Annotated in this window: 20 protein-coding genes and 1 tRNA gene; 2 read left to right on the top strand and 19 right to left on the bottom strand. The window is 40.7% G+C overall.

The window, feature by feature from the left end:
* The 9 genes from mobB to LLW17_RS12585 form a co-directional block, all read right to left on the bottom strand.
* Positions 1-1,032, bottom strand: a complete 1,032-nt coding sequence (gene mobB / locus LLW17_RS12625) for a MobB family relaxase (protein WP_228230649.1) — start codon at positions 1,030-1,032, stop codon at positions 1-3.
* Positions 1,033-1,042: 10 nt separating this feature from the next.
* Positions 1,043-1,423: a BfmA/BtgA family mobilization protein gene (locus LLW17_RS12620; RefSeq protein WP_228230648.1), complete on the bottom strand. Its 381-nt coding sequence runs from the start codon at positions 1,421-1,423 to the stop codon at positions 1,043-1,045.
* A 445-nt stretch (positions 1,424-1,868) separates the two neighbouring features.
* The gene (locus LLW17_RS12615; RefSeq protein WP_228230647.1) at positions 1,869-2,066 is read right to left on the bottom strand and encodes a hypothetical protein; all 198 of its coding nucleotides are present in this window, start codon (positions 2,064-2,066) and stop codon (positions 1,869-1,871) included.
* A gap of 11 nt (positions 2,067-2,077) precedes the next feature.
* Complete coding sequence (locus LLW17_RS12610) at positions 2,078-2,458, bottom strand: DUF6876 family protein (RefSeq protein ID WP_228230646.1); 381 nt, start codon at positions 2,456-2,458, stop codon at positions 2,078-2,080.
* A gap of 80 nt (positions 2,459-2,538) precedes the next feature.
* Positions 2,539-2,883: a single-stranded DNA-binding protein gene (locus LLW17_RS12605; RefSeq protein WP_041495866.1), complete on the bottom strand. Its 345-nt coding sequence runs from the start codon at positions 2,881-2,883 to the stop codon at positions 2,539-2,541.
* 768 nt (positions 2,884-3,651) lie between these two features.
* Entirely contained in the window at positions 3,652-4,488 is an 837-nt protein-coding gene (locus tag LLW17_RS12600; protein ID WP_228230645.1) for a DUF932 domain-containing protein, read from the bottom strand.
* Between the two features lie 17 nt (positions 4,489-4,505).
* On the bottom strand, positions 4,506-4,667 hold the full coding sequence (locus tag LLW17_RS12595) for a hypothetical protein (RefSeq protein WP_228230644.1): 162 nt from the start codon (positions 4,665-4,667) through the stop codon (positions 4,506-4,508).
* Positions 4,668-4,927: 260 nt separating this feature from the next.
* Positions 4,928-6,715, bottom strand: a complete 1,788-nt coding sequence (locus LLW17_RS12590; RefSeq protein WP_228230643.1) for a ParB/RepB/Spo0J family partition protein — start codon at positions 6,713-6,715, stop codon at positions 4,928-4,930.
* Positions 6,716-7,086: 371 nt separating this feature from the next.
* Positions 7,087-7,159, bottom strand: a tRNA-Met gene (locus LLW17_RS12585).
* A gap of 125 nt (positions 7,160-7,284) precedes the next feature.
* Here LLW17_RS12585 and LLW17_RS12580 point away from each other — a divergent pair.
* Positions 7,285-8,856, top strand: a complete 1,572-nt coding sequence (locus LLW17_RS12580; protein ID WP_228230642.1) for a hypothetical protein — start codon at positions 7,285-7,287, stop codon at positions 8,854-8,856.
* Here LLW17_RS12580 and LLW17_RS12575 read toward each other — a convergent pair.
* From LLW17_RS12575 to LLW17_RS12545, 7 genes are all read right to left on the bottom strand, one after another.
* Complete coding sequence (locus LLW17_RS12575; RefSeq protein WP_228230641.1) at positions 8,853-9,209, bottom strand: SpoIIAA family protein; 357 nt, start codon at positions 9,207-9,209, stop codon at positions 8,853-8,855. The two genes, LLW17_RS12580 and LLW17_RS12575, sit on opposite strands and share 4 nt — an antisense overlap.
* Before the next feature lie 60 nt (positions 9,210-9,269).
* On the bottom strand, positions 9,270-9,626 hold the full coding sequence (locus tag LLW17_RS12570; protein WP_228230640.1) for a SpoIIAA family protein: 357 nt from the start codon (positions 9,624-9,626) through the stop codon (positions 9,270-9,272).
* A 76-nt stretch (positions 9,627-9,702) separates the two neighbouring features.
* On the bottom strand, positions 9,703-9,885 hold the full coding sequence (locus tag LLW17_RS12565; protein ID WP_228230639.1) for a CPXCG motif-containing cysteine-rich protein: 183 nt from the start codon (positions 9,883-9,885) through the stop codon (positions 9,703-9,705).
* The gene (locus LLW17_RS12560; protein WP_228230638.1) at positions 9,886-11,271 is read right to left on the bottom strand and encodes a TolC family protein; all 1,386 of its coding nucleotides are present in this window, start codon (positions 11,269-11,271) and stop codon (positions 9,886-9,888) included.
* A gap of 13 nt (positions 11,272-11,284) precedes the next feature.
* Complete coding sequence (locus tag LLW17_RS12555; RefSeq protein ID WP_228230637.1) at positions 11,285-14,485, bottom strand: efflux RND transporter permease subunit; 3,201 nt, start codon at positions 14,483-14,485, stop codon at positions 11,285-11,287.
* A 5-nt stretch (positions 14,486-14,490) separates the two neighbouring features.
* On the bottom strand, positions 14,491-15,624 hold the full coding sequence (locus tag LLW17_RS12550; protein ID WP_228230636.1) for an efflux RND transporter periplasmic adaptor subunit: 1,134 nt from the start codon (positions 15,622-15,624) through the stop codon (positions 14,491-14,493).
* Positions 15,625-15,703: 79 nt separating this feature from the next.
* Entirely contained in the window at positions 15,704-17,611 is a 1,908-nt protein-coding gene (locus LLW17_RS12545; RefSeq protein ID WP_228230635.1) for an ABC-F family ATP-binding cassette domain-containing protein, read from the bottom strand.
* Between the two features lie 194 nt (positions 17,612-17,805).
* Between LLW17_RS12545 and LLW17_RS12540 the strand changes: the two genes are divergently transcribed.
* Positions 17,806-18,198, top strand: coding sequence for a DUF983 domain-containing protein (locus LLW17_RS12540; RefSeq protein ID WP_228230634.1), 393 nt, complete (start codon positions 17,806-17,808; stop codon positions 18,196-18,198).
* On the opposite strand, the gene LLW17_RS12535 is transcribed toward LLW17_RS12540, so the two are convergent.
* The 3 genes from LLW17_RS12535 to porM all read right to left on the bottom strand — a co-directional run bounded on the left by LLW17_RS12535 (position 18,185) and on the right by porM (position 21,833).
* The gene (locus tag LLW17_RS12535; protein WP_228230633.1) at positions 18,185-19,237 is read right to left on the bottom strand and encodes an NAD(P)/FAD-dependent oxidoreductase; all 1,053 of its coding nucleotides are present in this window, start codon (positions 19,235-19,237) and stop codon (positions 18,185-18,187) included. The two genes, LLW17_RS12540 and LLW17_RS12535, sit on opposite strands and share 14 nt — an antisense overlap.
* Before the next feature lie 161 nt (positions 19,238-19,398).
* Positions 19,399-20,289: a type IX secretion system ring subunit PorN/GldN gene (gene porN / locus LLW17_RS12530; RefSeq protein WP_228230632.1), complete on the bottom strand. Its 891-nt coding sequence runs from the start codon at positions 20,287-20,289 to the stop codon at positions 19,399-19,401.
* Between the two features lie 11 nt (positions 20,290-20,300).
* Positions 20,301-21,833 carry a type IX secretion system motor protein PorM/GldM gene (gene porM / locus LLW17_RS12525; RefSeq protein WP_228230631.1) on the bottom strand — a complete coding sequence of 511 codons (1,533 nt, stop codon included), beginning with the start codon at positions 21,831-21,833 and terminating at the stop codon, positions 20,301-20,303.
* Between the last annotated feature and the right edge of the window lie 16 nt (positions 21,834-21,849).

Raw genomic sequence — 21,849 nt, 5'->3', positions numbered from 1 at the left:
TTAGATTCCAATGGAACTCGATTTGATTGCTATTTCAGCACCACGTCTTAAACGTTTAAGAACCCGAAGTGCAATCTGTGTTTGACTAACTGGAATATCTGGCACTATCGGCAATCCGGTCTTTGCTATCATTTTGAAGGCCAATGCTTTTTCGTTAGCTGGCAATTTCATCAAGGCAGCGAAATATAGATTCGGATTTTTGACGAATGTCTTTTTGGCTTTGTAGGTCTCGGCAAAGTTTCGTTTATAGCCAAAAGTCTTATCAAATGTTTTTTCTGCACTTTCAAAAAACTTGTCTCGGTCAAATCCTCGTTTTACGGTTTGCCCATTCAACTTCACGTCGGATGCTTTGTATTTGCTTCCGGGTGATAAGCTGAATCTGTTAGACGCATCCTTACGGCTCACGATAATATGGATGTGGCTTTGGTTTCCATCTTTTTGCATTCCCTGGACAATCCGTTTTCCATTTTGCTGGTGGGGCGCTTGGCGTTCCAATTTTGCTATTTCCTTTTTCATCCTTTTAATATTTCCTTCAGCTCTTCCTTCTTGGATATTTCGGATTTCCGTTTTGAGCTGAAGAATTTTCGTGGCATACGGTTGGTTCTCTTTTACCTGAAAATCTGTCCCCTTGAAGGTGCGTTGATGTTCTATTTTTGCGTAGTACTTTATATCATCGATGTTAACCGGTCGCCCTTTGATTTCCCTATTGAATGAAGCCACATAATCTTTCATCAGCTCTCTGGTGTATCGTTTTAAATCTTGACTACTATTCTGAAGTTTTTGCAATTCATATTTTGAAGGACTAATGGTAATTGAATAGAATCTTGGTTCGTGTTTTTCCAATTTTGCAGTATTCCCATCGATTTCCTTAATGACTTCTTCAGCGGAAATCTCATCGCCATATTGATTAAAAAAATGTTCCATATCCTGTTGTTCCAAACCTTGATTTTCTTTCTCTAAATACCCAACAAAATCTGCAGAACTTTTGGAAAAATTACCGCCCATCTTTTGGGGTGTTATTGTGATGTACATAGCTTGAATATTAGAGTTCGTTTTTTAGATTTCGATTTTCGCGAAAGCGCACTTCTTTCTTTTCTTCGGCATATTTCTTTTCAACTATCAATGGTTTTTTGTTGGGTTCGTCTATCACAAAAAGGGATTGCAACATTGCGACCGTAGGTTTGGTTTGGGTTTTTTCTACATCACGCATTATGGCGATGACCGCATTGATTCTTTTCAAGAGCTTGGCTTCAATGGTTCTACCTGTAGGACCAAATTTTTCTCGTGGGGAAATCTCGTTATAGAGGAAAAAATCAAGGATGTTTTCCATCGCTTCGGTGTGCGTTTTAAAGTGCATTTTTGAAAATTCCTGAAACCGCTTGGCAGTTTTTCGTTTGAACCTGATAGTGATGAATGAATCCATTTCCTTTCGCTTTTTTTAAAGATTTGACGTAAATCCATCCCTGTTTACTGGTGTTTCAAGACCATTTGACGCAAATTGCTGAAATTTTTAAATCCTGTTTGATTTTAACTAATTAAAATTCAATGGATTAAAACGAAAATGGAATATGTAACGCGGCGTAGCCCGTTACCCTCTTGCTATTCCTTTTCGTCACGCGCAAGCGTGACAAAAATCCATACAATCCGGCTAAAAAGCCGATTGCCATTTTCAGGGAAAATGATTTTCCGATATGTTATTTTTCGATGTGTAAGGCTATCGGCGAAAGTCGAAAAGTGGATAACCCTACTTTAATTTGAATGCTGAATTTCAGCGAAATAAAGATAGTGATTTTTTCTTGATGTAGGTTTAATTACACACAAAAACACCTCTGAAAATTCAGAGGCGTTTGCCTTATTGTTTCAAAATTTCATATGTTAAATACATAGGTGTAAGAATATAAATTCCGAAGTGCTTCCTCTTCAATTATCGTTTCAAAACAGCCATAATTATCCTTTACGTATTTGCGAATGCTATCCCCAAATTTTCGTTTCACATCTTCTTTGGAAGTTTCCAAAAGTCGGTTTTGAGCTTCCTCGCTCAAGTCTGTAAAATTGAGATATACCATAGCTGAAGATTTTAATATTCGCTTGGTAACATCAGCGTATCATTTACAAAAAACAACCGCAGTTCATCGAGTGGAAAATCGGTGGCACGATAGCCGTGTTTTTCCAAAATATTATCGTTGCCATCGCTGTAAATTATCTCGGCTTCGTAACCCGAATAATCCTGTTTTTCTTCGGGTAATCGTTTAAAGTCGATTGTGATAAATTCGCTTCGGTTCATCAGACTTTTTGCAATTACGGAAGCATCCGTAATGAGCCAAAAACATTCGGCAACTTCCGATAGATATTTCAATCCGTCGGTAAATCTGGTTCTTATTAGAGGTAAGGAATAGAACATTTCCGTTCCGTGAAAATGTTGTAATCCTTCTTTGATTTCGTTAACTTGTGCTTTCATTGTTATCTTAATTTTAATTAATGGATAATGAAAAAAAGAGGGCGCAACTTTCGAGAGGAACGCCCTCTTTCATTTTAAGATTACTTGTCGTTTTTGCTTCCAAGTAATAGGATTTCATCGGCTACCACTTCGGTAACATAGCGTTGATTTCCATCGTCCGTGGTGTAGGTTCGGGTCTTTAATTTTCCCGTAATCCCTACTTCCTTGCCTTTTTCAACATATTTCTCAACGATTTCAGCGGTCTTGCCCCAAGCCACAACGGTATGCCAGTTGGTGTCCGTTTGCTTTTCGCCTTTGCTGTCTTTGTAATACTCGTTTGTAGCGAGTGAGAAGCGAGCTACTTTTTTACCGCTTTCAAGGTTCGTAATGGTCGGCTCTTGACCAACATTTCCGATTAACTGTACGTGATTTCTAATAGTACTCATAACTAAATGGTTTTAAATGCCCTTTACAGGCTTGATTAATATTTCCCTTTTCAATTCAGATAAAATTTTAAGGGGTGTTTGTTCTTTTCTTTCGTGCATAGCACAATGGATAGAGTGGGTTTTGTCAAGACTTTTAGGGAATAAATCAGGTGTGTTTGCGACGTAGTAAATTCCTTGGAATTTCAAGGAAGTAGATACCTTATTTTTCACTAAAACTTGCTACGGTCTTGACAAGTTCCATAAGGGCATTAGCAATTCTTTTAAATCCGGTTACGATTTGAGCGTACCGACAGTTAAGCGAAATGAGTGGCTGGGTTTAATGTAGAATTGGTTATGCACTGCCTGTTTTTCGACGACCCGAAAAACAACAAAGGCTTTATCCATTATAAACCCCTTAAAATGTGTAAGACAGCGGTTTGGTTTTTAGGGATTTTCGAGGGAAGGCTCAAGAAGACCGCGCCGAAAATCCTGTTAAGGAAACCGAAGTGATGGCTTTCCGACGAAAAGCGGACTTAATTCACAATTTTGGCTCAGGAATGTAGTGTCCCTTCCCAGAGCAGCGGGAAGGGTTAACGGAATGGAAAGCTGAAATTGGGGATTGTGTCCAAGATATTTGTAGTGAAGCTCTTTTCCCGGAATGAAGTGGTTGCCTGCTTTTTTCGGCAGGTAAGCGTGGAATGTAGGGGAATGTGCTGAGTGGATTGGAAGTAAATGCTTATGATATATTTAGTCATCCAGTTTAAGGTACTGGACAAACCTTTATTTAATTTATGCCATAGCATAGACTTCATCAAACAGCTTTTTATCCAACCGTTCTTGTTGGCCGAAGCTTTTCTTTATTACATTATGAAGTACAGAATTGAATGCATTGTAACCCAGCCAAAGATTCGGTTCTTCATTAAGCAACAAGGCTTCATAATTTAAAATTTCGATAACCTCACGAGACTTTTTTGAAGGGTCACTATTCTTGTCGCTACACTCGTATCTAAAGAGTTTTGTTTTATCGAGAATGGCTTTTACAAACTCTTGTGTGTCGATGATTTTAAATTCCTTCATCTTATCAAATTTCTTGGTAATGGTGTAGAACTCATTGTCCAGAAATTTATCGAAAAGATTGTTCAGCCTTGGCATTATAAGATGTGTATTGTTCTTACTGTGCTTAATCGAAAACTCGATTTCTGCTTGTGAAACGTGCAGACCGTTTGAGCACACTTCTCTATAAAATCCAAAATGACCAGAGGTCTTTTCACTACCGTCATACGAGTTTTTAAACCGAAGCATCGGCAGTATCAAATCCTTATCGTTTTTGACCGTAAACTGACTTTTGTCGTCGATGATAAAATCGGTAATGAACGACCTGTCATTCTTGTTGATGGTACGTTTGTGGAAGTTCAGTTGGGCATCGGTCAGCATTTCCTCAGCTTTCCTGAAGAACAATTGATTCGGAATGTGCCCGTAACTGTTCGATACCACGTTGACAATTTTTCCATTTGAGATAATGGCATTTTCAAGTCCTCTGCGAGATTCCATCTGGGTCAGACTCTTTAAGGATTTCATTTCTGATGGAAAAAAGATTTCATCCTGTTGCAAATTTTGTAAATACATAGCTTTTGAATTTTAGATTAAACATTTTGTAATAACACCGCATAATAGATTGGATTTTTTTCTCTGTAATAAGCCAAGTGGCTTTCCGCGCCTTCGATGTAGTAATTTTCTTTACTCGATTGATAATGTATTTCAACCTCTTGTGGCGAAATTTTAGATTTTTTAAATACTCGTTTCATAATTATATATTTTGATTAAACAATATTTGAGCAGTACCCAAACGTAAGCTAAAATCACAGCTCAAAAGGAAACGGAATAAATAAGCGTAGAGTGCAGCATGGGCTTTATGCCGTAGTCTTTTGATGGGTGTATTTTACGAGTTTACCTTTGCGCCAACTATTGATTGATAACCCCTTCCTAGTAAATACATTTTTTAGGCACTATCATAAAAAAGAAAAAGGGCCAGCACGAATGCCGACCCTTCTTCAAACAACAAAAGCTAATCGTTAAGTTCCTGAATTTTCTTTTCAAGAACTGTGATACGCTCTTTCAAACCTGCTTCACGCTTGTCTCGTCTTTCGGCATATTCCTTCTCAATGCCGGTAACCTTAGACTTATAATATCCTTGCATCGCAATGTAGAATGAAATATTCGTCAGGTTATTAACGTGATTGCTTTCGCCAAAATGCACTTGCTTTGTAAGCATATAGCGTATCAGCTTGTGAAAGATTTCCTTTTTGAATTTCTTCTTGAAATTCTCGACCATTTCAACTTTGGTCATTTTGGACGTGTCGCCCAAGAACTTTGAGAAATACTTTTGTTGGCTCATATAGTCCACATTATTTTCAAAAAGTGATATCGAGAATGCCACCATTTCGTCTGTTGAAAGTGCCTTCTTCGTATTGATGTATTTTGTCTCTCGTATCATTTCAACAACTTCTTCAAACTGTTTGTTGTTCTCAATCTGCTTCTTGCGGATTTCCCTATCGTTGATTTTGATGATTTGTTCTTCAGGTGTACAATCTGCCATTTTTCTATTGGTCAATGGTGCTGAATACTCAGTTGACTCATTTTTTGATTTCTCGATTACCTTTACAAACACTTCTTTGTTTTGGTAGGTCTCAGGATGGAAGACGATACCATTTACAAAACCATTTTTTTCTGCTGAATTGTACGTTTCCAGGTCTTCTTTATAGCTCTGTATGGCTTCGTCCAATTCTGCTTTCAATTCGTCCTCGGAATAATCATAATGCTGGTATTCAATCTTAATGGCATCCATTGTCGGCTTAATCGGATTTTCTATGATTTCGACATCGTCCAGCAGATAAACCTTCAAGCCACTTTTTTCCAATTGTGAGATAATCATCTGATTGTTTTCCTCGTCTGCCCAATACTTCCGTATTTCTGGAATTAAAATTATATTCTCTTGTTTCGATTTCTCAATCAAATTCAAGAACGATTTGTTTTTCTTCGTTTCAAAACAAGCTGATTTTGTGCAGACCATTTTACCCTCGCCAAACAGATTGCCTTGATTGGCCGCATTGAACGGACATTCAATACAAGAGCCTGCTTTCGGTAATAATTCCTTATCAGCTACATCGAAAGATGCTTTTTCTAAGTCGTAGGTCTGGTCTTTAATCATTCTGTTTATTTGATGCGCATTAAAATCCTCGCCCATCGTTTCCAACATCATCTGCTGTTCTTCTGGTGCAAACAATGCAACACCTACACCTAAGGAAATGGTCATTTCGCCATTACGAACAAAGTGTTTGAAACCGTCAATCAGTCCAGCCAATTTTAATCTTTGCCGAATGAAGTTGTCTGTTCTACCCAGTCGTTTTGCAATTTCAGTCGGTGCGTATTTCTCACTTAGGTAAGCAATCGCTTCAGCTTCCTCGGTAGGCTCAACATCCTGTCGTTGCAGATTTTCTATGATTTGAACTTCAATGACATCATTGTTCTCATAAGTCCTAACGATACAGGGTATGGTCTTTTTTCCTGCCAGCTTGCTTGCACGATATCGGCGTTCGCCCATTACGATGACATAATGGCCATTTAGTTGCCTTACCGTGATTGGCTGCAATACACCGTGATTTTCGATACTCTCAGAAAGTTGCTGTAAAGTATCTTTGTTGAAAGTCTTTCTTGGTTGTTCTGGGTCAGGCTTGATGTTGCCCAACGGTAAGTTCTGAATTTGAAGCACGGAAGATTTCTTTCCGTTTACTTCTTTCTTGGCAGTAGATTTCGTCCTACTGCGCTTCTTTGTGGTACTGGCTTTTGTTGTCATAATACTCAAATTTTTGATTAAACAATATTCGAGCAGAAACCAAACGGAAGATAAAATCTTGGCTCAAAAGGAAACGGAATAAATAAGCGAAGGAAAGAGCGTCGGCTTTATGCCGTAGTCTTTTGATGGAAGTATTTTACGAGTTTATCTTGCGGGTATATTGTATGATAATAAACCTCTCTAACGAAGAATTGAGGTTGCAACTACTTGAAATTTATTATTTCATTTAATAATTCATAGGATTTAAACACAAAGAGAGGTAATAGGCATTAATAAGAATGTTGCTCTCAAAATGCCCAAATGTTGTACCTATGTTGTACCCTGAGTATAAAAAAAGGCTTCCGATTTCTCGAAAGCCTTGTCTTTCCTAGTAGCGGGAACTGGACTCGAACCAGTGACCTTCGGGTTATGAGCCCGACGAGCTACCTACTGCTCTATCCCGCGATATTGGACGGCAAATATAGAACTAATTTCCCTTCCACACAAGAATTGCCGTAATAAATGTAACTTTTATTAATATTATCATTTCAATAACACGCAGCACTCTGAGTAATAGATAACTTACGCCTATGAGAAAAATACTTGCCGGGTTATTCATAGTGGTTGTATTGCTGGGTTTAACCGCGCTGTACCTCAATTCGTATCTCAAAGATCAACTTCAGGAGGTCATTGAAAACGACCTGCCAAAATCTATTTCCTTAAGCTACGAGGACCTGAATATTGACAGCTGGGGCGGTAATGCCCAAATGAAGAATGCCTGCGTAAGCTTTCAATCTAATGATTCGCTTCCCGGAAGCCGGGTTCAGAATGCCACAGTGACTTTAGAAGGCTTTAATCATTGGGATTATTTCAGGGAAAAGAATATTCACTTTAATAAAATAAATATTCACGCAGATACCTTAATACATTATCCCCATCAGGGGCCTAAAAGGGAAGTGTCCCAAAAGGAAAAACAAGACAGTATCAACAACCCTATAAGTGCAAAAAACCTGGATCACAAGTTTCAAATCGAACAGTTTAATCTGGTAACCGATTTTATACAAATACGAAATCCTGAAACGGAGCAGGTTGTTCTCAAAACAGCCCATTTCAATTTAAAGCTCACCGCTATAACTCCCACAATTACCGAAACGCCAACCCGCCCCTTTAACTACGAGCAAATACAATTAAGTTCAGACTCCCTGTATTACAAGCTTAATGAGTTTGATGTACTTACCATTGCGCAGGTTAAATGGGACGGTATTCGCCTGGTGTTAGAAAACACGCACCTAAAAACCATCGTAAGCCGAAGCACCCTCAGCAAAAGCATCAGCCGGGAACAGGACCATACCAACTTCAGCATAAAGCGCGTGACGCTAGATTCATTACGGTATGGCCATCATCCCTCAAAAAAAGTGTACGTTGATGCTTCGGTATTGGAGATGGAGCAACCGGCACTTATCATCTACCGGGACAAACGTTTACCCGACAACTACGAGACCAAACCGCTGTATTCTCAAAAGCTTCGTGAATTAAACTTCGATTTGATGATTGATTCGGTTCGCATAAAAAATGGAGCCATTACCTATGAAGAAAAGGTAAACAGTGCAACACAGGCCGGCAGACTTGATTTTAAACAAATCAATGCTTCGATTTACAATCTGGGTAACACGTATAAAATCGGTACCAAAAAAACAGCAATCGACATCCGCGCAATGTTTATGAAACAAAGCACGCTAAGGCTGAGTTGGAATTTTGATGTGCAAAACACACAGGATCTTTTTCACGTTAACGGAAGCCTGCAAAACCTGCCGGCAGAAGATTTAAACGCATTTACCTCGCCCAATCTTGGAGTCTCGATGGAAGGAAGCCTTCAGGAGGTTTATTTTGATATTACCGGTAATGACTACAGCTCTCAGATCGATATGAAAATGAAATATGATGAGTACAAGGTGAGCATCGTTGATCAGGAAAAAAAGAAAAAAAAATGGCTGGCCAGTACCCTGGCTAACATCTTTATTTCGAAAACCAGTAAACGGGAGGAATCAGGCTTCAAGGAAGGTCAGGGCGAAGTAGAACGCAATCGCAACAAGTCCTTTTTTAATTACCTCTGGATCAACATCAAGGAAGGCATGCTGAAATCGATGACCCTGCTTGATTAATCTTCAGCAATCCAGCTAATAGCATCCAATCGCTCTTCGATTGTAAAATTACGTATCTCAACTCCTACAAGTGCCTTATTAAAATTGGCGATTGCGTGAATCCATTTTCGGTTTGTCACCATCGCAATTTTATTGAGCTTTCTTAAATGTTGCATGGGGAAGATGGAAGCTATAAAAATAGCATCAAGCGTAAAACGATCAATATTTTTATCTTCAAGATACAGATTAATTGTGTCGTGTTCTTTCAGCATCTCAAGAATGGCCGACTTCAATTCCTGAACGGCCTTATAATCCATAGAGCCCTCAATTATGTAGCCTACGGAATTGTCTGAAAAACTGAAATTTAGAAGCACCTTAAAATTTTAGTTGTAATTTAAAGGATAAAATTCAGGTATCAAAGTTATTCAGGACTATTAACGAACCACCCATTGTAAGGCCTCGGTACGCTCAGAACATTTAAAAAAGTGACATTGTGAATTGAGAAAAGTACATTCTACCTTAGTGCGTAGCTTATCTTTAAAAACATCTGAAACAATCGCGACCTTTTCAAAACGGTCTTTAAACTTCAATTTAAAGATAAGATCTTCCAGAGAAGCCTTTGCAGACATCGCTTCTCCGGAAGCATTTTCGCAATAAATGCGTATTTTATTGTGATTTTCGAGTCGCTTCTTGATTTCTACATGAACTTCTTCGAGATCTCTTTCCTCAATTTTGGTTGTGGTGAGAAATCCTAAAACCTCATTTCCCAATTCAAAATACCTTAAGCTCATAACTTTTTGTTTTATAATAAGTTACGAAACCTTTTTGCCAAAAAAACCCTTTTAACAGTTTTTATTTCAGGTAGGTTTATTGTTCTATACTGTTGGCCTGAAATGCTGTTAACTCCTGCTCCTCATAACGCACACTCAATTCTATAGGATTGCAGCATACCTCACAATCTTCAACGTAGACCTGATAGGATACGGAAGTATCGAGCAACATAGAAATTTCTTCCCAGCAATACGGACATTGAAAAAAATGTTCTTCCATTTAAAATTCGATATTAAGCAGCTGGCCTGTTAACCGCAACAATTCAAGCTCTGCCAGTTTTGCATCATACTTTGCAAAATTCTTACTGGTCTCAGCATTAATTAGATTAACCTGAGCCTGCCGGAATTCAATAGATGAAATTTGCCCCAGTTTAAGACGTTCCTGAGAGCGTTCTAAATTGTTTTCGTTGGTTTCTACATTTTGTTCCCGTATGCGGTAAATCTGTAGCAGATTTGCGTAGTTCCCGGCCGCATTTGCGATGTCTCGCTCTATCTGAAGCTCAAATTGCTTCCGTTGCAAAACCTCAGAATCCTTTAATATCCTTGCATTTTTAAGGCTGATGATATTACGCCCACCGTCAAATAAACTCCAGGTAAGACTAGCGCCTAGACGTAAACTTTCACCTCGCGAAATAGAACCCGGGAAAAATGCAGATGCCGGATTGTTTGAGCGGTTCCACCCGTAACTACCCGTTAAACCGATACTGGGTAAAAAGAGCGCCTTGTTTGCTTTAATTTGAAAATCGCTTATTGTAACAGATTTTTCTGCCTGTAGTAAGGTGACATTATTTTGCGGAGCATCCTTGATGTAACTTTCAAGGATGAGCTGATTTTGAAAATTAACAACAGTATCTACTTCAAAACCCACTTCAAGCTCCCGGTTTAAGACCACATTTAAGTCCCGCTTGGCGTTTATCAAATCCTGTTTGGCATTAAGCACGTTAATAGAATCTGTAACTACATCTACTTCTGCCTGCAGGACCTCAAGTTTTGTGTTTTGGCCATAATCAAATTGGTACTGCGCACGGGTTACCCGATCCCGGGATATTGCTAAAGCTTTTTTAAGCACTTCTAAATTTTCAGAACGCCGTGCAACATCATAATACACACTGTAAAGCTGTAAAACCGTATTTTCTATCGTTTCCCGTACCTGTAGTTCGGTGAGGTTGTACTGTTCCTGAAGCTGTTTGTAATTGTAATACCTGCCCAACCCGTCAAACAAAAGGTAATTTACGTTTACCGCAGCATTGTAGCTTTGAGTTTCAGCACCCTCAATGACTACATCATCCCTTGGGTCTCCATTTTCATCAAATACCCCGGGAAATTCCCTAATATCATCAGATTGATCGTATTGAGCTCCTGCGTTACCGGTAATAGATGGGAGATAGCCCGAATTGAGAATGCTTTGGTTATTATCTGCTATCTTCAACTGATTCTCGGCAAGTTTAATCCCAAAATTATTCTCCAGCATTTGCTTAATGGCTTCATCTTTAGAAAGCTGCTCCTGAGCTCCAATCGTTTCACTAAAAAGAAACACAGCGAAGAACACATAGCTTATCCTGACAGTCCAAGCCAATCTAAAAGTGTGGAATAAGTGGTTTGCCATCGTCTTATTTAAATTAATGCGCATCATCTTCATCCTGCTTTAATTCTTTTATAGCCCGCTCTACATCTTCCCGTGAGGGTTCTTTACCTGTACGCACCCAAGCTGATTTGATTTTGATCTTGTTTGAGATGGAAAGCAGCAACGGCAGCATTAACAGGGTCAATACGGTTGCGATTGCAATACCAAAGGAAATAGAAATCGCCATAGGTTTAAGAAACTGCGCCTGTCTGCTTTTTTCCAGAAGCAAGGGCGCCAAACCGGCAATAGTAGTGATACTGGTAAGGAAAATAGCCCTAAAACGGGATCTACCGGCTTCAAATATCGCATCTTCAAATTTCATCCCTTCTTTCAGGAAGCCGTTAAGCTTACCTATAAGCACCAATCCATCGTTAACCATAATACCTATCAATGCAATAATTCCTAAAGCCGACAATACGTTTATAGGGAAGCCATTGAGGTAATGTCCCCATGCCACACCAATGATACTAAAAGGTATCATCAACAACAGTAAAAACGGCTGACTGTAACTGCGGAAGGTGAAAGCGATCGTGGCATAAATCAAAAAGAGTATAACCCAGATGACTTTATTTGCCGAACTGCTAAGCTTTTCTGCTTCCCGGTTTTGCCCCTCATACGAAACAGAAAGGGTAGGATATTTCGATAAAATATCGGGCAGAATATTGGTCTTGATGTCCTCCAGAATGTCTGTTACACTCCCGTTAGGATCTGCCATATCTGCATTGACCTGTATCTCGCGCTGGCCTTCCAGGTGGCTGATGGATTCATCTCCCCGACTTATATCGTAAGTAGCTATCTCACTAAGCGGAATACGCTCTCCGGAAGGAGTCACTATTCGCATATCATCCAGATCATTGAGGCTGCTGCGGTCATCGCGGTCATAACGTACCCAAACGCGTATTTCATCCTGACCCCGCTGAAAGCGCTGTGCCTGGGTTCCAAAAAAACCACCGCGCACCTGGCTCATAACCGAGTTTAAATTGAGCCCCAGAGCATAGGCCGTTTCTTTAAGTTCGATTTGAATTTCTTTTATACCCTCAGGATCTGTGTCTACTACATCACGGAGCAGGGCATTATCCTCAAGCGCTATACGCAATTCATCTTTTGCAGCCTCTAGCTCTTCGGTATTATTACCTAAAAGAGAAATCGAAATCGGGCTGCCGCCAAAGTTTCCGCCGGAACCAAAAGTGAGCCGCTCTACTCCATACACATCGCCCACTTCATCGCGTATTGAATTTGTAATATCGGGCGAAGAAAAATCCCTAAACTCCCCGGGAAGCAGGTTTATACGCAGGGAAGCCTTGTTATTACCGGGCCCCACACGCTTAATAATATTTTCAACAACCTGTTTGTTACCACTCTGTCTTGCAGTATAATCGTCATTTACCCTCCAGGCAGCCTGCTCTACCATAGTAATTATACTATCGGTACGCTGCGGGTTAGTTCCTTCGGGCATAAGCAAGTCTATCGAAACCGTGTCACTGGCAATACTTGGGAAGATGGTAACCCCAATGATGCCTCCCATAATCGAACTTATGGTCAAAACAAACAATCCAATAATAATAGAAAGGGTTATAAGCTGATTCTTTAACGTAAAGCGCAATGCGGGCGTATAGAGGTTGTCACGCATATACTGCATAAACTGATCGCCCTTCTCGTTGAAAAAACGCAGCTTATATAAAAACTTATCAAAACCCTTTTTTGAACTGATATCCAGATCTTCTTCCCGCACCAGGGCTTTAGAATGCGCAATGTGCGCCGGCAGGATAATGAGTGCTTCAACTAAAGAAACCACCAGAGTAAGTATAACGACCGTCGAAACCTCCCCAAAAAACTCCCCGATACGGCTGTCCAGAAACAAAAAGGTAGAAAATGCAAGAACCGTAGTGATGATGGCCGAAATAATAGGCGGAATCACTTCCATCGTACCATCTATCGCAGCGCGAATGGGAGTCTTGCCCATCTCGTAATGCTGATAGATATTTTCGGAAATGACAATCCCATCATCTACCAGAATCCCGATTACAATAATCATCCCGAAAAGCGACAACACATTTATGGTGACGCCAAAACCTCCGGCGAAAATAAACATCCCAAGAAAAGCTACAGGAATTCCGGCAGCTACCCAAAATGCCAGGCGGGTATTCAGAAAAAAGGATAGAAAAAGCAATACCAGTAAAATTCCCTCAATACCATTTACCAGCAGCAGATTTGTACGCTGCTCCAGCCTTACGGAAGAGTCTGAGGTAATGTCTATATGTACTGCATCGTATTTCTTATTAAACTCTTCAATATACGCCTTCACCTTTTCGGCTGTAGGCAATAGATCTTCGTTATTGGTATTGCTGATTTCTACATTCACCGCCAGATTCCCGTTAAAAAAGGATGCATTTGGAGTTTCCGAAAAACGGTCGCGTATTACCGCAATGTCTCCAAGACGCACCAGGGAACCGTCTGGATTAGCCTTTACAATAAGATTATTAAGCTCTTTACCATAATATTCACGGTTATTGGCTCGTATGAGATAATCTTCAGTTTCGGTTTTGATATTACCTCCCGTGGTAAGAATGTTTGCTCTGGAGACAGCCTGTGCGACTTCCTCAAAGGTGAGGTTATAGGCTAAAAGATCGTTTTCCCTTACGGCAATCTCAATTTCCTCTTCGGGATACCCGGTGATTTCTATTTGGGAAATCCCATCCATCGCACGCAAATCGTATTCGATATCCCGGGCAACTTGCTTTAGCGTAGCAAGATCTAAGGTCTCGCCACTTACAGCAAAACCAATGGTCTCCCGTATGGCTTCCTGTTTTGCAACAACAAGAGGCTCCATACCACTGGGAAAACTGGGTACGCGGTCTACGGCATTTTTAACTTCGGCAAGAATGACGTTAATATCTTCGTCATTATCAATCTCGATCGTCACATTACCCCCGTTTTCTCTCGAAGTTGAAGTAACCCGTTCAATCCCTACCAGTCCTTTAAGGTTATCTTCAATCTTTAAGATGATACCCTCCTCAATTTCCTGAGGGGCTGCCCCGGGGTAGGTGACATTTATGGTTATAATTTCAGAATCTATAAGTGGAAAGAACGACGAGCGCATGCGCAACACGCCAATGATTCCAAAAATGATAAATGCAAAAATGACGATATTGACTGCAACATCGTACTTTATGAAATAACTGATGATTTTTCTCATAAAGCCTACTCGGTTTGCGCTTTAGCAGACTCCTCCCCATACACCTTAACCCGCATTCCTGCATAAGCTCCCGGAACGGGTTTGGCCAGGTATTGCGTACCATCTTCAAGACCTTTGATCACCGCATTTTCATCTGAAAAATAAACCGGGTCTATTTCTACCAGGTCAAGAATGCTGTCGCGCACAATATAAACTTTTGAATTATCTACCACCAGCTGTCTTGGCAGGCTAATGGCATTGAGTTCTTCTTTGGCATTGAGCAGCGCTTCGAGAAACATACCTTCTTTAAGGCTGTCTGAACCTTTTACTTCAATAAAAACCTTGATGGTTTGAGTCCCCTGATCTACCCGGCCGTTTATGCGCACCACCTTACCGGTATAGGCAACACCAGCGGCATCTTTAAGCTCCACTTCTTCTCCAAGCTCAAGCAAATCGCTAAACTTTTTACCCAGTGAAACCTCGAGTTCATAAACAGAGGTATCTATAAATTCTCCCAATTTCTGACCGGGACGAATAAGGGTTCCGCGCGTTACGGCGGCTTCGGTAAGAATACCGCTAAATGGAGCGGTAATGCGATATTTCACCAGTCGTTCTTCCAGGTTTTTCACGTTGTAATATGCCGAAAAGATTCCGCGGCCGGTAATGAAATAGTTTTCCTTTTCGGAAGCGGTCTCGGGCAACTGAGGCACCGTTCTGCTCATCTCAAACCCGTTGAGATAATTCTGCCACTTCTGAAAATATTCCGGATAGTCTAGCCGCAGGTCGGGCATTATAGAAGTGATTACATTGTAGAGTTCGCTCTTGGCTGCCTGTACTGTGGTGTAATATTCTGAAGCGTCCAGATTAAGAAGGGTTTCCCCGCGTGAATAAGTTTGGCCTACTTTAAAGTCATGTGCACTCGATCTAAAAACGCCCTGAACTTCGGCATATAGCTCCAGTCTGTTTTTTGCAACCAAATTTCCGTTTGCCGGAATAATTATGGGTACAGTACCATTTTGAACTTCGTCAACAAAAACGGTTTTCACCGCTTTTTCAACTTCTTTAGGAATATCCTTATCCCGATTGGCGATAAAATATCCCGCAGTGGCAGCGCCACCCACAATAATTAGCGCGATAATAGTACGTACAGCTGTAAGCATTCTGTCTAGTTAATAAGATTTTAGCAAAAATACCTGTAAGACCCTACCACATCAGTTAACAAAAGCCTAAAGTTAAAGACTAGTTAAATTCTTCCAGTTCTTCAGAGAGGCTTTCCCATTTTTCCATGGAGCGCTCCAGATTTTTTTTGACTGCATTATAATTATCAAAAAAATCGGGCTTGGCTGAAGTCTTCTCGTAATCACGAGCCAGTTCTGCATCCATTTTTTTGAGTTCACGCTCTAGTTTTTGTACTTCGGCTTCAGTATTACTCAATTGATTACTAAGCGATTTAAACTTCTTTTGATCGTGGTAGGTGTTTTTTGAAGCAACCGGCTTTACTTTCTCTTTTTTATCCTTCTTTTCAATATCCCTGATATTCTCTACCTCACGCTGCTCCAGATAATAGTCGATGTCTCCCAGATATTCCTTGATCTGGTGATTTCTAAACTCGTAAACCGTTTTGGTTAATCCCTGCAGGAAATCCCGGTCGTGAGAAACGATCAGCAAAGTACCCTCAAAACGATTAAGAGCATCCTTAAGTACGTTCTTAGATTTGATATCCAGGTGGTTTGTAGGCTCATCCATCACAAGCACGTTGAAGGGTTGCAACATGAGTTTGGCCAGTGCCAGGCGATTACGCTCCCCTCCGCTGAGTACCCGCACGTACTTCTCAACCTCGTCTCCGCGAAATAAAAAGGAGCCGAGAATATCACGCACTTTACTGCGGTTTTTTTCATTAGCGGCGTCGATCATGGTGTCGAGTACGGTTTTGTTTCCGTCCAGATAATCTGCCTGATTCTGGGCGAAATAACCTATTTGTACATTATGCCCCAACTTGAGCCTACCCTCGTAGCTGATCTCATCAACAATAATTTTTGCCAAAGTAGATTTACCCTGACCGTTTTGACCAACAAAAGCGGTTTTACTATCGCGTTCAACAAGAAGGTCTATACCTTTAAGCACGGTTTTTTCGCCATAGCTTTTTGAGACATTCTCAGCCTCTACAACCACCTTCCCGGGCACTACAGATACGGGAAAATTCAAGGTCATCACACTATTATCATCCTCATCAACCTCGATCACATCCATACGATCAAGTTTTTTGATGAGCGACTGAGCCATTGTAGCTTTAGAGGCCTTGGCTCTAAACTTCTCGATCAGTTTTTCGGTCTGTTCTATTTCGCGTTGCTGATTTTTCTGTGCAGCCAGTTGCTGCTCCCGCATTTCCTGTCTTAGCACCAGATATTTAGAATACGGCTTGGGATAATCGTAGATTTTTCCCAATGAAATCTCGATGGTTCGGTTAGTCACATTATCGAGAAACATTTTATCGTGTGATACGATTACTACCGCCCCGGTATAATTACGCAGAAAACCTTCCAACCAAATAATTGATTCAATATCAAGGTGGTTTGTAGGCTCATCGAGAAGCAGTACATCATTGTTCTGAAGCAGGAGTTTAGCAAGCTCAATACGCATACGCCATCCTCCGGAAAAGGTATCGGTAATTCGGTTAAAATCTGAACGCGAAAAACCAAGTCCCATCAGGATGCGCTCGGTCTCTCCCTGATAATTATAACCGCCATGTATTTCATATTGTTGCTGTACCTCATTAAGCTCAACCATTAAGTCATGGTAATATTCGCTTTCATAATCGGTACGCTCAGCAAGCTCTATATTTATTTCTTCAAGGCGCTTCTCCAGCTTTTTAATCTTCTCAAAAGCCTGATACGATTCTTCAAGCACCGTACGCCCTTCAACAAAATCGATATCCTGTTTAAGAAAACCAATCTCTACCTCTTTATCGGTTGCGATCTGGCCCGTATCGTATTCCTGTTCCCCGGAGATTATGCGCAACATTGTTGACTTTCCGGCACCATTTTTCCCCACCAGACCTACGCGGTCTCCCTCTCCTAATCTAAATGTCACTTCTTCGAAAAGATAAGACCCTTGAAAACTAACCGAAAGATTATGTATGTTAAGCATAGCTAAAAATTTAAAGATGCAAAGTTACCATTTAATGCAAGATTTGCAGAGTCTATTTGAAATGCATTTTAATGCTAAAAGTCATATTTATCCCGAGCCTAAAACCTTAATTTTACCAGGCATAAGCCAAATCAATTTTCCGGAAACGGGTTGCAGTGGTTTAAAGCCGCAGGCATTTGGTAAAAACGAAACCCATGAAAAAACTTTTGCAAGGAAACCCACTCTACAGCATTTTTACCGGAAGCTGTCCTGTATGCCATCAAGCCGGGATGTATAGGGACCCCAATCCCTACAAACTGTCTGAAACACTTAAAATGCACGAGCACTGCCCGCATTGCAATACCAAATTTAAAATCGAACCCTCGTTCTTTTACGGAGCTATGTATGTAAGCTATGGCGTAGGTGTGGCATTTGCCGTAGCGGCTTTTATCATCTCGTATTACTTTCTGGGCTCAACTTTACTTACGGCATTTCTGACAATCGTTGCTACGTTGTTTGTTCTTGCTCCGGTCATTATGCGCCTGAGTCGAAATATCTGGGTGAATTTTTTCTTTAAATACGACCCGAAGAAAGCTAAAACTTCTTAGGGAAACGCGAGATAGAAACTGTATCATCAAGCGGAATCCCGCTTTCTAAATGTTCATAAAGCAGGCGGGCCAGATAAGGCGCCATCATAGTTCCGCGGGTACCAAGACCGTTTAGCAAAACAAGTTGTGGATGTTGTGGATGCCTGCCCAAAAGAGGCCTTCGATCTCCCGTAGTAGGACGCACTCCGGCCTGCTGATCGACAACTTCGTAATCGCACTTCAGTATTTTGGCCAAATAAGCCTCCAGTTCCCCGCGTGATTCTAACGAAGGCAAGGCATCTTTGTCATTCCAGTTAAACGTGGCCCCTACCTTATACAAATCATCACCTAGCGGAATGATAAAAAAAGTAGATTTCAATGCCTGCTCCAATTGAAGCTTTGGTGCTTTGATGATCAAATACTCCCCTTTGTTTCCCACAAGCGGAAGTTTATTAAAATACGGATTGTTTTTAAGCCCAAAACCTTCGGCAAACACGATCTGTTTGGCTGCAATATCACCATACTCAATGCCGTATTGATCTTTAATTATTAGATTGTCATAATCAAAACCAGTCTCGATGTAGCACTCCTCAGTCTTTAATCTTTCAGCATAGGCATCAAGCAACCTGTTAATTTGAATACGCACGCTTTCAAGAACCTGACCTTTACCGTAGGGCGTGTGCACCAGATGAGTATCCTTGAGCAAGACATCGCTTAAAAACCGGTTAAGAACGGGTTTATCTGAAGCTTCAAACCAATTATTCTGATCTTCTGCCGAAGCGAATAATTTATGCACAGGCATATAATCAACAGCTTCCAGATCGAGACGGGCTGCTACGCTATTAAAAAAATCAAGAGCCAGATCAAATTGCTCCTCACCTTTCCAGGGAATAGTATAGCGCTTTAGTATAACCGGATTGATGAGTCCTGCTGCCACTCTACTAGCCGAAGGAAAACGCCCATCTACCACAACAAAAGTCTTATCATGCCGCTCCAGCTGATCGCAAAAAGCCATACCTGCCAGACCAAAACCTACAACTATATAATCAACCGTCTTCATAGGTTACAAAGTAAACAAACCTCTCATTAAAAGAATAAAAATTCAGTAGGAATAACATCCCGCACTAGCTGAGAACGCAACCCAGTCTGATCTGACCTTAGCTATACCCATAAAAAAACGCCTTATAAAAAGGCGTTTTCAAGATTTTAGAGAATTTACATTTAGTAATTCCACATATCAATTTCAAAATTGCGGATTTGCTCTTTAATGCGTTGAGACTCCAGAAGCTGCATCATTGCGTTGTCTGCGATATACTCTTTCACTTCCCGATCTCCCTGGATGTTATCTACCTGATAAATAACGCCGTTAAAACGTCTTGAATTCAGCAAATGATCAAAAGACAAAGGCTGAGCTGAGTTCTGAGGGTTAAATACCTTGGCCTCGTGAAGAATTTCACGCGCCGTAGGATACCACACCCAGAATAAAGGCACCATCACCGGATCTTCCTCATCAATAAAGTTTACATCAGGAGCGACGGGTGCAATACCTATAAGACGGTACTTCAATTCTCCCTGACGCTTGTCAAAATACCAGTATCCCCTTATCCAATATTGCTCGATATCAGCAGCAGAAATATCACGACGATCTATATATTGCTCGTCTACCTCATAGCCGGCATTGATTTGCTCAATACCTAAATCTGTGGTATCTACTCTCGATAAAGCCGCTGAGATATCTTCTAAAGCGATTTTTTGATTGAAATACGAATCTGCGTAAATATCCAGTTTTCCTTCCCGGGCATTTTTTACCAAAACATCATATAAGGGCCTGCGGTCAGAACCAATATTATTGGTATCTATAGGATAATACAGCGGAAAGTTAATGCGCTCATCAAGATCAACGATCTCCCACGTGTTTTTACCCCAAAGCACATCACGACTATCCACATACCCGTAAGGAAGGGGTTTGTCGTTATCCAACTCCCGTTGCCCTTCGGTCTTTTCAAACATCTCACCGGGCATTTTTGCATTGAGAATGTTAGTCTGAGCATACATACTCAAACCTCCGGTCATCAAACACAAAACAAGTGTTAATAGCTTCTGGCCTCTCATAATCATTTCTTTTAATTGGTAAGCTCAATCAATACAGGCGACACTTTTTTAAGTCTGTAACTGCTGTTGCCTGAAATCTGAGCATCGATATCAAATATTTGTACCGTTTCCCCGCGTTGCGCTCTGCGTAATACATCTTTTGCACGCGAGTCTAGTCTGTTCCCACTTACCTGTACGGTAGGCTGCCCGGGAACGTTAAATTTGAAACCGGTAACACGCAAACCTAACTCAAAGTCAAAATCAGGTAAGGCTGCACCTACTTCTGAAATTTCTAACGAATTACGTTGCATTTTTAGTATACCGTCTTCTCCACGAACCGTTCCTATCGGGTTTGGAATATCTTTAATACGGAATTGCTTAGAGTCACTTACTTTAGTTCCGTCAGCCATAGTACCGGAAACACTAATGGTAACTTCACGTCCCTGACCGGGTCTCATAACATAACTGCTTCCTGATCCTTTTGAAAGACCCGGAGCGCTTGCCGAAACATTGTTATCAGCCACTCCTGCAAAACTAATGGTCATCGGGTTATCAACCCCACGATATACCACGTTCATTTTATCGGCAGAAATGGTTGCCGAGTTGGGCTTATTAATTACTGCGTAGGTATCTGAAATAGGTATAGTCACAATTTCATCTCCTTCTTTAAACTGAAGCTCTCCTTCAATTTTACGCTCACCAACGGCTCCTGCCGGAAACTCCAGACTAACCTCTCCCGCTGATGCCTTAACTTCTTTTCCGTTTATAATAACCTTTTCAAAATTCAAGGTATTGTCATAACGACCCAAAACCACTTTTCCTTTAAAGTTTTCACTTGAGAAAAAAGCGCTCTTATCTGGAATCACAATAGCCTGATAGTTTTTCATAGATAGTTGAGCTGCCTGCTCACCGGCAAGCATAGCCGATAAGAGTTCACTTTGAGTGGTCTTAATATCAGCTTGCATTTGAGTAAGCTTGGTTCTTGAAGCAATCATTGGGAAGCCTTCAAAATTATAGCTCAACCATTCTACCTCTTTACCGTCGCGGTTTTCTACAGGACTGGTCTCAAATTTTTGTTTGATCTCTTCAGCTATAGCCGGATAATCCTTTTCAGTTAATGCAATCATTTCATTTCTAAAGTTTTCAATCTTCGCTTTGAAGGCTTCACCTTCTGCGCTTAATTGATCACCCTGAAAAAATCGCTGATCTAAAAAGTCTGTTTTATCCTGAGTCTCATAGTCTTTAGGATCTTCAAGAGTCGCTACCATTTCTGATTTTAGATTGGCGATATAACCATCTAAATCTGCAGAAAGCTCGCTTACTTTTTTTGCTTTCTCCTGAATAGGCCCGTATTTAGCGGGTTGTTCTGAGGCTTTTTCAGCCAAACCGGCCATAAAAGCCTGGTTTCTTTGTTCTGAAGTGACATTCGCTTCGGCTATCTTATCATTAAGTAGACCAAATGCTGAAAGCACCTCCTTTGACATATTTAATGCAAGCATCGCGATAAACACGAGATACATCAAATTAATCATCTTCTGTCTTGGGGTTTGTTTTCCTCCTGCCATAGTGCTAGTTTTCTAC

Source organism: Leeuwenhoekiella parthenopeia, assembly GCF_020782115.1.
Taxonomy (GTDB): domain Bacteria; phylum Bacteroidota; class Bacteroidia; order Flavobacteriales; family Flavobacteriaceae; genus Leeuwenhoekiella; species Leeuwenhoekiella parthenopeia.
This window is presented reverse-complemented; position numbering and strand designations above follow the sequence as displayed.

What these genes read in the sequence shown, in the direction of transcription:
- LLW17_RS12570 (WP_228230640.1), bottom strand. Translation starts at nt 9,626, where the DNA reads ATGAGCTTAAGGTATTTTGAATTGGGAAATGAGGTTTTAGGATTTCTC.
- LLW17_RS12580 (WP_228230642.1), top strand. Translation starts at nt 7,285, where the DNA reads ATGAGAAAAATACTTGCCGGGTTATTCATAGTGGTTGTATTGCTGGGT.
- LLW17_RS12620 (WP_228230648.1), bottom strand. Translation starts at nt 1,423, where the DNA reads ATGGATTCATTCATCACTATCAGGTTCAAACGAAAAACTGCCAAGCGG.
- LLW17_RS12615 (WP_228230647.1), bottom strand. Translation starts at nt 2,066, where the DNA reads ATGGTATATCTCAATTTTACAGACTTGAGCGAGGAAGCTCAAAACCGA.
- LLW17_RS12605 (WP_041495866.1), bottom strand. Translation starts at nt 2,883, where the DNA reads ATGAGTACTATTAGAAATCACGTACAGTTAATCGGAAATGTTGGTCAA.
- LLW17_RS12540 (WP_228230634.1), top strand. Translation starts at nt 17,806, where the DNA reads ATGAAAAAACTTTTGCAAGGAAACCCACTCTACAGCATTTTTACCGGA.
- LLW17_RS12565 (WP_228230639.1), bottom strand. Translation starts at nt 9,885, where the DNA reads ATGGAAGAACATTTTTTTCAATGTCCGTATTGCTGGGAAGAAATTTCT.
- LLW17_RS12555 (WP_228230637.1), bottom strand. Translation starts at nt 14,485, where the DNA reads ATGAGAAAAATCATCAGTTATTTCATAAAGTACGATGTTGCAGTCAAT.
- LLW17_RS12545 (WP_228230635.1), bottom strand. Translation starts at nt 17,611, where the DNA reads ATGCTTAACATACATAATCTTTCGGTTAGTTTTCAAGGGTCTTATCTT.
- LLW17_RS12550 (WP_228230636.1), bottom strand. Translation starts at nt 15,624, where the DNA reads ATGCTTACAGCTGTACGTACTATTATCGCGCTAATTATTGTGGGTGGC.
- LLW17_RS12535 (WP_228230633.1), bottom strand. Translation starts at nt 19,237, where the DNA reads ATGAAGACGGTTGATTATATAGTTGTAGGTTTTGGTCTGGCAGGTATG.
- LLW17_RS12560 (WP_228230638.1), bottom strand. Translation starts at nt 11,271, where the DNA reads ATGGCAAACCACTTATTCCACACTTTTAGATTGGCTTGGACTGTCAGG.
- porN (WP_228230632.1), bottom strand. Translation starts at nt 20,289, where the DNA reads ATGAGAGGCCAGAAGCTATTAACACTTGTTTTGTGTTTGATGACCGGA.
- porM (WP_228230631.1), bottom strand. Translation starts at nt 21,833, where the DNA reads ATGGCAGGAGGAAAACAAACCCCAAGACAGAAGATGATTAATTTGATG.
- LLW17_RS12600 (WP_228230645.1), bottom strand. Translation starts at nt 4,488, where the DNA reads ATGTATTTACAAAATTTGCAACAGGATGAAATCTTTTTTCCATCAGAA.
- LLW17_RS12610 (WP_228230646.1), bottom strand. Translation starts at nt 2,458, where the DNA reads ATGAAAGCACAAGTTAACGAAATCAAAGAAGGATTACAACATTTTCAC.
- mobB (WP_228230649.1), bottom strand. Translation starts at nt 1,032, where the DNA reads ATGTACATCACAATAACACCCCAAAAGATGGGCGGTAATTTTTCCAAA.
- LLW17_RS12590 (WP_228230643.1), bottom strand. Translation starts at nt 6,715, where the DNA reads ATGACAACAAAAGCCAGTACCACAAAGAAGCGCAGTAGGACGAAATCT.
- LLW17_RS12595 (WP_228230644.1), bottom strand. Translation starts at nt 4,667, where the DNA reads ATGAAACGAGTATTTAAAAAATCTAAAATTTCGCCACAAGAGGTTGAA.